The 12,924-nt window shown below is 35.8% G+C and carries 6 protein-coding genes; 1 reads left to right on the top strand and 5 read right to left on the bottom strand.

The genetic code is table 11. From position 1 onward, the window contains the following. Window positions 1-153 precede the first annotated feature (153 nt). Window positions 154-765: a LuxR C-terminal-related transcriptional regulator gene (locus ACQY29_RS07395; RefSeq protein WP_428224584.1), complete on the bottom strand. Its 612-nt coding sequence runs from the start codon at window positions 763-765 to the stop codon at window positions 154-156. A gap of 3 nt (window positions 766-768) precedes the next feature. Further along, on the bottom strand, window positions 769-2,463 hold the full coding sequence (locus ACQY29_RS07390) for a sensor histidine kinase (RefSeq protein ID WP_428224583.1): 1,695 nt from the start codon (window positions 2,461-2,463) through the stop codon (window positions 769-771). Window positions 2,464-2,582: 119 nt separating this feature from the next. On the opposite strand from ACQY29_RS07390, the gene ACQY29_RS07385 reads away from it, so the two are divergent. Beyond that, on the top strand, window positions 2,583-4,172 hold the full coding sequence (locus ACQY29_RS07385; protein WP_428224582.1) for a peptide chain release factor 3: 1,590 nt from the start codon (window positions 2,583-2,585) through the stop codon (window positions 4,170-4,172). Between the two features lie 96 nt (window positions 4,173-4,268). On the opposite strand, the gene ACQY29_RS07380 is transcribed toward ACQY29_RS07385, so the two are convergent. The 3 genes from ACQY29_RS07380 to rpoB form a co-directional block, all read right to left on the bottom strand. Beyond that, complete coding sequence (locus tag ACQY29_RS07380) at window positions 4,269-4,583, bottom strand: DUF3467 domain-containing protein (protein ID WP_428224581.1); 315 nt, start codon at window positions 4,581-4,583, stop codon at window positions 4,269-4,271. A gap of 99 nt (window positions 4,584-4,682) precedes the next feature. Further along, window positions 4,683-8,987 (bottom strand): DNA-directed RNA polymerase subunit beta', encoded by a 4,305-nt coding sequence (rpoC, locus tag ACQY29_RS07375; protein WP_428224580.1) that lies wholly within the window; start codon window positions 8,985-8,987, stop codon window positions 4,683-4,685. Between the two features lie 81 nt (window positions 8,988-9,068). After that, complete coding sequence (rpoB, locus tag ACQY29_RS07370) at window positions 9,069-12,881, bottom strand: DNA-directed RNA polymerase subunit beta (RefSeq protein ID WP_428224579.1); 3,813 nt, start codon at window positions 12,879-12,881, stop codon at window positions 9,069-9,071. Window positions 12,882-12,924 lie beyond the last annotated feature (43 nt).

Raw genomic sequence — 12,924 nt, 5'->3', positions numbered from 1 at the left:
ATTTTTTTTATGATATAACACCTTACAAATTCTAAAATCCAAACATCATGTCGATGAAAAACAAAAAAAATCGACAAACTACATTTATAGAAATAAAAAAAATGCCGACTCTAAAAAAGTCGGCATCTATTTTAATAAAATCGATAAATTACTCTAAATCACACTCTCAGTAAAATAATTCAACAACTCTACATTATTGGTCAAATCTAATTTTTCTAATATACGCTTTCTCAGCGTAGAAATGGTTGATTCTTTAATATCTAAATGATACACCATTTCTTTATTCCCCATCCCGTCGAGCATACATTCTAAAATATCCAATTCACGTTCTGTTAAGGATTCTAACTTTTGTACTTTTTCTTCATTTAATGGAGAACATACAAATTTTCCATTTTGAAAAACGTCATCAATTGTAGCTACAAAAGTATCTGCTTCTGATTGCTTTGTTAGAATAGCATTGGCATATTTTTTTATGATATTAAATTCCTTAAAAGAAAGCCCGCTTGTAAAAACAAAAATTTTAGACTCTGGTGCTTTTTCTTTTACTAAAGCAATAGTATCTGTAAGGTTCGCATCGGTATAATTAACATCTAATAATAACGCATCATAACTTGTATTACTCAATTCAGCTAACAATTGCGCCATGGTATTTACATGAAAAAAAGTTGGGTTTTCAAAAGCCGGCTTAACCATTGCTTCTATTCCTCTGCAAACCACCATATGATCGTCTGCAATTAAAATTTTTTTCTCTCCAGCTATACTCATGTTTTATTTATTTAAATTTAAATTAAATGAAATTTCAGTTCCTTTATTCAACTCACTTTCAACATTAATCGTTCCAGCACTTGCAGCAACTATATTTTTACACAAATATAACCCTAAACCGAAACTCAATGCATCCACTGATTTGTTATTTTTACTCTGATATTCTAAATCGAAGATTCGATTTTTGTCTTTAGCAGGAATTCCAATACCATCATCTTTCACCACAAACACAAACTGCTCTTTGCCTTCAATATTTTCAATACGCGCTGTTATAGCAATATTTGATTTTGCAAATTTAACTGCATTCCCAACTATATTATACACTAATTGATAGAATTTTGCTTTATCATATTGTACTTCATATTGTGGTGGTAGTTGATTATCAAAATTTAACTTTATATTTTTTGAAGAAGCAAATATCATAAGCGACTTAACAATAGCTTTTGCCTCTTTAGCCAAATCTACCTTTTCGAGATTCAATTTAATTCCGCCTTCATTATTCTTGACTAACTCTACCGCTTGATTAGAAATATGCATCAAGGTATTAGAAGTATAAGTTACGGTATCAAAAAACTCTTTCATTTCTGGGTCATCATTTTTATTCCCCATAAAAGAACCGTAAAGATTAATAATACTAACAGGTGTTTTTATTTCGTGGGTAAGTGTGGAAATAATTCTATTTTTCAACAACAAATCTTTTGAAATTTGATCTTTTGCTTCAGCCAATTCTTTTTTAACCCTAAAAGTATCGTTTATATATTTTAACAACAACACTAACATTAAAAGTATCAACACCAATACGGTTACAATCAAATAGAATCGATATTGTTTGTTTAATTTAGCTTGTTCATCAATTTTAACCGCATTATCATCCAAAACCCCTTCAATCATTGCATCTAATTCCGAATTAATTTCGCGATACAATTTCATTAGAGCCGTATTTTTATCAATCAAGGACTTTTCTCCATTTTTGATATTCGCTAAACTTTTCCCTAAAACCGAAAATTGCTTGTTATAGTGTTTTTGCGATTCCATCAACACATTTTTAAACTGCTGTTTGATATCACCAGAAACTACCTTTTTACCAAACTTCAATTTTAACTTACTGTTAATCTGCTCTTTTTGAACATCCGTTTCGCCTTTCATTGCACTTCCCAATCGCGAGAAGAAACCTTTTTTCTTTACACTATCAACTTTTTTATCCGTTTCAAACTCAACACTATTTAAAACGTCTTCAAATTTATATTCTGAAGGCTTTAAAATTTCATCAAGATTAATCTCTTCTGAAACCATAGTCCCATCATTAATTAAAGAATCCGTTTTTTTCTTTAAAGCAATCAAATTGTTATTTAACAATACATTATTTTTCAGTTTATTACGCAACGAAGCACTTTGATTTTCATTAGCGACTAACTGATTTAAATTGGTAGACATAGCCACCAAAGCGTCATTATAAGCCTTTAATTCAGGTAATTCACGAAACAACACATACTGATTGAAATGAGCTTGTGAAGTATCTATAAGACTTGACAATTGTTGGGTTTGTTTTTTAAAGCTTTGATCCATTTTATCAGCTTCCGTAATCACTAACAATTGTTTTTCTCCTTTATATTCTAAGTAAACTAAATAAAAGAAAATAATTTGCAATAAAACTATCACAAAAAGACTTAAGTAGGATTTCTTTTGAAGGGTATTCATCTTTATTTATTAATTTTGCACACTTAATTAATTAGAATACAAAGTAAAGTAATCTAATTTTCATTCCTTAACAAAACGTTAAAATATTTTAATACAAAAATACTTAAAAAAAGTAAACAATGAGTTTTAATACTGAAATTCAACGCCGAAGAACCTTCGGAATTATTTCGCATCCCGACGCAGGTAAAACAACCTTAACCGAGAAATTGCTTTTATTTGGTGGAGCTATCCAAGAAGCTGGAGCCGTAAAAAGCAATAAAATTAAAAAGGGAGCTACATCAGACTTTATGGAAATTGAACGCCAAAGAGGGATTTCAGTGGCAACTTCCGTTTTAGCCTTTAATTACAAAGATAAAAAAATAAATATTTTAGATACACCAGGTCACAAAGATTTTGCCGAAGATACTTTTAGAACCCTTACGGCTGTGGATAGTGTGATTGTGGTGATAGACGTAGCTAAAGGGGTTGAGGAACAAACTGAAAAGCTGGTTGAAGTGTGCCGTATGCGCAACATCCCTATGATCGTTTTCATCAACAAATTAGACCGTGAAGGTAAGGATGCTTTTGACTTGATGGATGAAGTGGAGAAAAAACTGGGTTTACATGTTACTCCACTAAGTTTTCCTATTGGTATGGGATATGATTTCCAAGGAATTTATAATATCTGGGAAAAGAACATCAATATTTTTGAAGGTGACAGTCGTAAAAACATCGAAGAAACGATAGCTTTCGAAGATGTAAACAGCCCTGAATTAGAAAAAATTATTGGAGATAAAGCGGCCGCTCGCTTGCGTGAAGAATTAGAATTAATTGACGAGGTATATCCTTCTTTTGACCGTGAGGCTTATTTGAATGGCGAATTACAGCCTGTATTTTTTGGTTCGGCTTTAAATAATTTTGGAGTAAGAGAATTATTAGACGGTTTTATTGAAATTGCACCTTCTCCAAAGCCGAAGCATTCTGACACGCGCGAAGTAAAACCTGATGAAAATAAGTTTTCAGGTTTCGTATTTAAAATTCATGCCAACATGGACCCAAAACACCGTGACCGTTTGGCGTTTATCAAAATTGTTTCGGGTACTTTTGAACGTAACAAACCTTACTTACACGTACGCCACGGGAAAAATTTAAAATTCTCTAGTCCCAATGCTTTCTTTGCTGAGAAAAAAGAGATTGTTGACATTTCATACCCTGGAGATATTGTGGGTTTACACGATACTGGGAATTTTAAAATTGGAGATACCTTAACAGAAGGTGAAATCATGAATTTCAAAGGTATCCCAAGTTTCTCTCCTTTACATTTCCGTTATATCAATAACGCCGACCCATTAAAAGCAAAACAATTGGAAAAAGGTATTGACCAGTTAATGGATGAAGGGGTAGCTCAGTTATTTACTCTTGAAATGAACGGAAGAAAAGTAATTGGAACTGTAGGAGCCTTACAATACGAGGTAATTCAATACCGTTTAGAGCACGAATACGGCGCGAAATGTAGCTACGAAACCTTCCCTGCTTTCAAAGCATGTTGGGTGCAGCCAGAAGACCCTAAAAGCGAAGAATTTGCCGAGTTCAAACGCATCAAACAAAAATTCATGGCAAAAGACAAATATGGACAATTGGTTTTCCTAGCGGATTCTGATTTTTCCATCACGATGACCCAACAAAAATTTCCTAGTGTAAAACTTTTATTCACCTCTGAGTTTGAATAGAAATCAGAATTTAGAAATCAGAATTTAGAATTTAGAAAAACAAAAGCGACCTCGAGGTCGCTTTTGTTTTTATCTACTATTTCATTCACACTTATCTTAAGCCTGTCCTGTAGGTCCAAAGTTCAAAGGAATCTGAGGCTGTTCTTCTTCTTTAATTTCACCGTGCGCATTTTCGAAACGGTGAATGTTATCGATTAAGGCTTGGGTTAATCTTTTAGCATGCTCGGGAGTTAAAATAATTCTTGATTTTACTTTTGCCTTTGGCATTCCAGGCATGATGTTAATAAAATCTACTACAAACTCGGTATTAGAATGATTGATAATGGCTAGATTAGAATAGGTTCCTTCTGCAATTTTTTCATCTAATTCTATATTGATTTGTCCTTCTTGTTCTGGATTTGGATTGTTCATTTTAATTACAATTTATTAAAAGTTTGAAGCAATAATAATTAAAAAAATCCTAACAGCATACACTGTTAGGATTTTTATCTATTTTAAATTTCAAATTACTTAGAAGTTATATTCTTCTTTAGTAATCATCAATTCATCGTACTCTTCTTTAGACCCTACGATAGTATTATCATAATCTCTCATACCTGTACCAGCAGGGATTCTGTGACCTACAATAACGTTTTCTTTAAGACCTTCTAAGGTATCAATTTTACCAGCAACCGCTGCTTCATTTAATACTTTAGTTGTTTCCTGGAACGATGCCGCCGAGATGAACGACTTAGTTTGTAACGACGCTCTTGTAATACCTTGAAGAATTGGTGTAGCTGTAGCCGTAACAACATCACGAGCTACTACTAAGTTTCTATCTTCACGTTTTAACAACGAGTTTTCATCACGTAACTGACGTGGTGTTACAATTTGACCTGGTTTTAAATTCACTGAGTCACCTGCATCTTCTACCACTTTCATTCCAAATAACTTATCGTTTTCTTCAATAAAGTCTTTCGTATGAATCAATTGTTCTTCAAGGAATAACGTATCTCCAGGGTCTTGCACCTGTACTTTACGCATCATTTGACGGATAACCACCTCAAAGTGTTTATCGTTAATTTTTACCCCTTGTAAACGGTACACCTCTTGAATTTCATTTACCAAGTACTGTTGTACAGCAGATGGCCCTTTAATTCTTAAGATATCATCTGGAGTAATCGCTCCATCTGATAAAGGCATACCCGCTCTTACGAAGTCATTTTCTTGAACTAAGATTTGGTTAGAAAGTTTAACTAAATATTTCTTCACTTCACCAAATTTAGACTCGATAACGATTTCACGGTTACCTCTCTTAATTTTACCGAATGACACAACCCCATCAATTTCAGAAACTACAGCTGGGTTAGAAGGATTACGAGCTTCTAATAACTCAGTAATTCTTGGTAAACCTCCCGTGATATCGCCTGCTTTAGAAGAACGACGTGGGATTTTTACTAAAATTTTACCCGCTTTAATTTTCTCTCCATTGTCTACCATTAAGTGAGCCCCTACTGGTAAGTTGTATGAACGAATCAATTCACCGTCATTACCATAAATATGTAATGTTGGGATTAATTTTTTATTTCTAGCCTCAGAGATTACTTTTTCTTGGAAACCAGTTTGCTCGTCAATTTCAACTAAGTACGATTGTCCTTGTTCTAAATCTTCGTAACCTACTTTACCCGTAAATTCTGAAATAATTACCCCGTTATATGGGTCCCATTTACAGATAGCATCACCTTTAGCCACTACGTCTCCATCATTTACATAAATACTAGAACCGTATGGAATATTGTGTGTACTTAATAAAATACCTGTTTTATCATCTACTAATTTCAACTCTGTAGAACGAGAAATTACGATATCTACTTCGTTTCCATCCGTATCTTCACCTTTAACTGTTTTTAAGTCCTCAATTTCAAGACGACCACCAAATTTAGCTAAGATGCTTGACTCTTCAGAGATACCTCCAGCAACCCCTCCAACGTGGAATGTACGAAGTGTTAACTGTGTACCTGGTTCACCAATAGACTGTGCAGCAATTACACCTACGGCTTCCCCTTTTTGAGTCATTCTACCTGTTGCTAAGTTACGACCGTAACATTTAGCACAGATACCTTTTGTAGCCTCACATGTTAATGGAGAGCGTACTTCTACGCTTTCTACTGGAGAAGCTTCAATTTCTCTAATGATAGCTTCCGTAATTTCTACACCAGCCGCTACGATAACTTCAGAAGTTAATGGATTGATTACGTCTTGTAACGCTACACGTCCTAAGATACGTTCACCTAATCCTTCAACAATCTCCTCGTTTTTCTTTAATGCTGTTACTTCAACACCACGTAACGTACCACAATCCACCGTATTAACGATTACGTCTTGTGCTACATCATGTAAACGACGCGTTAAGTATCCCGCATCCGCCGTTTTTAACGCCGTATCCGCAAGACCTTTACGAGCACCGTGCGTAGAGATGAAGTATTCTAAGATAGATAATCCTTCCTTAAAGTTCGATAAAATCGGGTTTTCAATAATTTCACCACCACCAGCAGTTGATTTTTTAGGCTTAGCCATCAAACCACGCATACCAGTTAACTGACGAATCTGCTCTTTCGAACCACGGGCTCCAGAATCAAGCATCATGTATACCGAGTTGAAACCTTGTTGGTCTTCACGGATATTTTTCATAGCCGCCTCAGTCAATTGTGCATTGGCAGAAGTCCAAATATCAATTACCTGATTGTAACGCTCGTTGTTTGTAATAAGACCCATGTTATAGTTCATGGAAATCTCTTCTACTTTTTCGCGAGCATCAGCAATTAATGGTTCTTTTTGGTCAGGAATTTTGATATCCCCTAATGAGAATGATAAACCACCTCTAAAAGCGAATCCGTATCCCATATCTTTCATGTTATCCAAGAAAGCTGCCGTAGTAGGAACATCAGTTACTGCTAAGATTTTACCAATAATATCACGTAATGATTTCTTAGTTAAAACCTCATTGATATATCCAGCCGCCTCAGGTACTACTTCGTTAAATAATACACGTCCAGCAGTGGTTTCAATAATTTGGTAAGTTAACTCACCATTTTCGTTGAAATCTTTAGCTCTAACTTTGATACGCGCATTTAACTCTAAACGTTTTTCATTTAAAGCAATATGCACCTCTTCCGCAGAGTAGAACGTTAAATCTTGACCTAAAATTGGATGTTCAGGTGTTGACAAACGTTGTTTTGTCATATAGTACAATCCAAGAACCATGTCCTGAGATGGTACTGTAATAGGAGCACCGTTAGCAGGGTTCAAGATATTGTGAGAACCTAACATCAATAATTGCGCTTCAAGGATTGCCTCTGGCCCTAATGGTAAGTGAACCGCCATCTGGTCACCGTCAAAGTCGGCATTAAACGCCGTACATGTTAACGGGTGTAACTGGATTGCTTTTCCTTCAATTAACTTAGGCTGGAAAGCTTGGATACCTAAACGGTGAAGCGTAGGAGCACGGTTAAGTAATACTGGGTGTCCTTTGATTACATTTTCAAGGATATCCCATACTACAGGCTCTTTTTTATCGATGATTTTTTTAGCTGACTTAACTGTTTTTACAATACCTCTTTCAATCAACTTACGGATTACGAAAGGTTTGTACAACTCAGCAGCCATATCTTTTGGCAAACCACACTCATACATCTTTAACTCAGGTCCAACGACGATTACCGAACGAGCTGAATAATCCACACGTTTACCTAATAAGTTTTGACGGAAACGCCCTTGCTTACCTTTTAACGAGTCAGATAATGATTTTAATGGTCTGTTAGATTCTGTTTTAACCGCAGAAGCTTTTCTTGTGTTATCGAATAATGAATCCACCGCTTCTTGTAACATACGTTTTTCATTACGTAAGATTACTTCTGGCGCTTTGATTTCCATTAATCGCTTCAGACGATTGTTACGGATAATTACACGACGGTATAAGTCATTTAAATCCGAAGTAGCGAAACGACCTCCATCTAGTGGCACTAACGGACGTAATTCAGGTGGAATAACTGGAATTACTTTCAAAATCATCCACTCAGGTAAGTTCTCTCTGTTTAAGTTAGACTCACGGAATGATTCCACCACTTGAAGACGTTTTAACGCTTCTGTTTTTCTTTGTTTAGATGTTTCGTTATTAGCAGCGTGACGTAATTGATAAGACAAAGCATCTAAATCCACACGAGCTAATAAGTCCATAATACATTCAGCACCCATTTTAGCGATGAATTTATTAGGGTCGTTATCATCTAAATATAAGTTTTCTAACGGAAGAGAATCTAAAATATTTAAGTATTCTTCTTCTGTTAAGAATTCCATTGCTTGCAATGATTCACCATCTGCGTTTTTAGCAATACCCGGTTGGATAACTACATAACGCTCGTAGTAAATAATCATGTCTAATTTCTTAGATGGCAAACCTAATACGTAACCAATTTTGTTAGGTAACGAACGGAAATACCAAATATGAGCAATAGGCACTACTAAATTGATGTGTCCTACACGGTCACGACGTACTTTCTTTTCTGTAACTTCAACCCCACAACGGTCACATACGATACCTTTGTAACGGATTCTTTTGTATTTACCGCAAGCACACTCATAGTCTTTTACAGGACCGAAGATACGCTCACAGAATAAACCATCACGCTCAGGTTTGTGCGTACGATAGTTGATAGTTTCAGGCTTTAATACTTCACCACGAGATTCCGCCAAGATAGATTCTGGCGACGCCAAACCGATAGAGATTTGGTTAAATCTTTTGATGGTATTTTTATCTTTATTTCTATTTGTTGTCATCTTAAATTTTGTTTAAAAGTTTAAAAGTTTAAAACTTTAAGGTTGCTTTCAACCTTAAAGTTTAAACTTGAAACCAAAAATTTATTCTTCTAAACGGATGTCTAAACCAAGACCTTTTAATTCATGCATTAATACGTTGAATGACTCAGGTAATCCTGGTTCCGGCATAGTTTCACCCTTAACGATAGCTTCGTAAGTTTTCGCTCTACCAATTACGTCATCCGACTTCACAGTCAAGATTTCACGTAATGTACTTGATGCACCATAAGCCTCAAGTGCCCAAACCTCCATCTCTCCAAAACGCTGACCACCAAACTGTGCTTTACCACCTAAAGGTTGTTGCGTGATTAATGAGTAAGGACCAATAGAACGAGCGTGCATCTTATCGTCAACCATGTGACCTAATTTCAACATATAGATAACCCCTACTGTTGCACGTTGGTGGAAACGCTCTCCCGTACCACCATCATAAAGATAGGTGTGACCAAATCTTGGAATACCTGCTTCGTCAGTTAAGGCATTAATTTCGTCTAAAGAAGCACCATCAAAGATTGGTGTTGCATACTTTCTACCTAATTTTTTACCTGCCCATCCTAAAACGGTTTCATAAATCTGACCGATGTTCATACGCGATGGTACCCCTAGTGGATTCAATACGATATCTACTGGTGTTCCATCTTCTAAGAATGGCATATCTTCTTGACGAACGATACGCGCTACGATACCTTTGTTACCGTGACGACCTGCCATCTTATCACCCACTTTCAACTTACGTTTCTTAGCAATATAAACCTTCGCTAATTTTAAGATACCTGATGGTAACTCGTCTCCTACCGTGATTGTAAACTTCTCACGACGTAAAGCACCTTGTAAATCGTTTAACTTAATTTTATAGTTGTGAATTAAGTCATTAACCATCACGTTAGTTTCATCATCAGCTACCCATTGACCGCCAGAAAGGTGAGCAAAATCCTCCACTGCCTGTAACATCTTTTTAGTGTATTTTTTACCTTTAGGTAATACTTCTTCACCTAAATCATTATTTACACCTTGTGATGTTTTGCCATCAATGATTAAGAATAATTTGTCGATTAATCTATCTTTTAATTCAACAAATTTTGTTTCATATTGCATTTCAAGAGCCGCTAATTCATCTTTTTCAGCAGAACGCTTACGCTTGTCTTTAACAACTCTAGCAAATAATTTTTTATCTAATACCACCCCGTGTAATGATGGAGACGCTTTTAATGAAGCATCTTTTACATCACCCGCTTTGTCACCAAAGATAGCTCTTAATAACTTTTCTTCAGGTGTTGGGTCAGATTCTCCTTTTGGAGTAATTTTTCCGATTAGGATATCACCAGGTTTCACCTCGGCACCAATTCTAATCATACCGTTTTCATCTAAGTCTTTAGTAGCCTCTTCCGAAACGTTTGGAATATCATTTGTTAACTCTTCATTACCTAATTTAGTATCACGAACTTCTAATGAATAGTCGTCAATATGAATAGAGGTAAAGATATCATCACGAACTACTTTTTCAGAAATTACAATCGCATCCTCGAAGTTATACCCTTTCCAAGGCATGAAGGCTACTTGTAAGTTTCTACCTAAAGCTAATTCACCGTTTTGAGTTGCGTAACCTTCACAAAGTACTTGACCTTTTACTACTCTATCCCCTTTTCTTACAATAGGTTTTAAGTTGATAGTTGTACTTTGATTCGTTTTACGGAACTTAATTAACTGATAAGTTTTTTCATCTGGGTCAAAGCTTACAGCTCTTTCCTCATCTGTTCTATCATATTTGATAGTGATTTTGTCAGCATCTACATACTCTACTACACCACTACCTTCAGCATTGATTAATACTCTTGAATCAGAAGCTACTTGACGCTCTAATCCCGTTCCAACAATTGGAGATTCAGGACGTAACAATGGTACGGCCTGGCGCATCATGTTCGAGCCCATCAACGCACGGTTCGCGTCATCGTGCTCTAAGAACGGAATTAATGAAGCTGAAATCGAAGCAATCTGGTTAGGAGCAACGTCAGTATAATGTACTGAGTTAGGATCTACTACTGGGAAGTCACCTTCTTCACGAACAATTACTTTATCCGTAGTAATTTTTCCTTCTGCATTCATTTCGATGTTTGCTTGTGCAATCATCTTACCTTCTTCCTCTTCAGCACTTAAATAAACAGGTTCATTAACGATATCTACCACACCGTTTTCAACTTTACGGTAAGGCGTTTCAATGAATCCCATGCCATTTACTTTAGCATAAACCCCAAGAGATGAAATCAAACCAATGTTTGGTCCCTCAGGAGTTTCAATTGGACATAAACGTCCGTAGTGCGTATAGTGAACGTCACGAACCTCGAAACCTGCACGCTCTCTAGATAAACCACCTGGACCTAATGCAGACAAACGACGTTTGTGTGTAATTTCAGCTAATGGATTTGTTTGGTCCATGAACTGAGATAACTGGTTCGTACCGAAGAAAGAGTTGATTACTGAAGACAATGTCTTAGCGTTAATCAAATCAATAGGTGTAAACACCTCGTTATCACGAACGTTCATACGCTCACGAATAGTACGCGCCATACGCGCTAAACCAACACCAAACTGAGCCGATAATTGTTCCCCTACTGTACGTACACGACGGTTAGATAAGTGGTCAATATCGTCAATCTCAGCTTTAGAGTTAATTAACTCAATTAAATATTTTACGATAGTTATGATATCCTCTTTAGTAAGCACTTGCTTATCCATAGGAATATCTAAACCTAATTTTTTGTTCATTCTGTAACGACCTACATCACCTAAGTTGTAACGTTGGTCAGAGAAGAATAATTTCTCGATAATACCACGAGCCGTTTCTTCATCTGGTGGTTCAGCGTTACGTAACTGACGGTAAATGTGTTCTACAGCCTCTTTTTCAGAGTTTGTAGGGTCTTTTTGTAAGGTATTGTGAATGATTGAATAATCAGCCGCATTCGTATCTTCTTTATGTAACAAGATCGATTTTACGTTTGCATCAACAATTTCTTCTACATTATCTTTATCTAAAAGCGTATCACGATCTAAGATAATTTCATTACGCTCGATAGATACTACTTCACCTGTATCCTCATCTACGAAGTCTTCATGCCATGTATTTAATACACGCGCAGCTAAACGACGTCCGATATATTTTTTTAAACCTGATTTAGATACTTTAATTTCTTCCGCTAAGTCGAAAATTTCTAAGATATCTTTATCGCGCTCAAAACCAATAGCACGGAATAAAGTAGTTACAGGTAATTTTTTCTTTCTATCGATATAAGCGTACATCACACTGTTGATATCGGTAGCGAATTCAATCCAAGAACCTTTGAAAGGGATTACTCTAGCAGAGTATAATTTTGTTCCATTAGCGTGGAATGATTGTCCAAAGAACACACCTGGTGAACGGTGTAATTGCGATACAACCACACGCTCAGCACCATTGATAACAAAGGTACCACTAGGTGTCATATAAGGAATTGTACCTAAATATACATCTTGTACGATCGTTTCGAAATCCTCATGTTCAGGATCAGTACAATATAATTTTAAACGAGCTTTTAAGGGTACACTGTAAGTAAGACCTCTATCTATACATTCTTCGATTGTATAACGAGGAGGATCAACAAAATAATCTAAAAACTCTAATACGAACTGATTGCGAGTGTCAGTGATTGGAAAGTTTTCCATGAAGGTGTTGTATAACCCCTCGTTGCCTCTTTCATCAGATTTCGTTTCTAATTGAAAGAAATCTTTAAACGACTTCACTTGAACATCCAAGAAATCTGGATAGTTCGGAATGTTTTTTGTCGAAGCAAAATTCAATCTTTCAGTCTGATTTGTTATCATCAATGGACAAAATTTTGATTAAAAAAAAGTAATTTGAGTGTTT

Source organism: Flavobacterium sp., assembly GCF_965262375.1.
Lineage (GTDB): Bacteria > Bacteroidota > Bacteroidia > Flavobacteriales > Flavobacteriaceae > Flavobacterium.
The sequence above is the reverse complement of the archived record's forward strand: the minus strand, read 5'-3'. Positions and strand labels throughout refer to the sequence as shown.

Bases quoted from the DNA above. Each gene is read 5' to 3' on its own strand.
- ACQY29_RS07395 (WP_428224584.1), bottom strand. From the start codon at position 765: ATGAGTATAGCTGGAGAGAAAAAAATTTTAATTGCAGACGATCATATG.
- ACQY29_RS07390 (WP_428224583.1), bottom strand. From the start codon at position 2,463: ATGAATACCCTTCAAAAGAAATCCTACTTAAGTCTTTTTGTGATAGTT.
- ACQY29_RS07385 (WP_428224582.1), top strand. From the start codon at position 2,583: ATGAGTTTTAATACTGAAATTCAACGCCGAAGAACCTTCGGAATTATT.
- ACQY29_RS07380 (WP_428224581.1), bottom strand. From the start codon at position 4,583: ATGAACAATCCAAATCCAGAACAAGAAGGACAAATCAATATAGAATTA.
- rpoC (WP_428224580.1), bottom strand. From the start codon at position 8,987: ATGACAACAAATAGAAATAAAGATAAAAATACCATCAAAAGATTTAAC.
- rpoB (WP_428224579.1), bottom strand. From the start codon at position 12,881: ATGATAACAAATCAGACTGAAAGATTGAATTTTGCTTCGACAAAAAAC.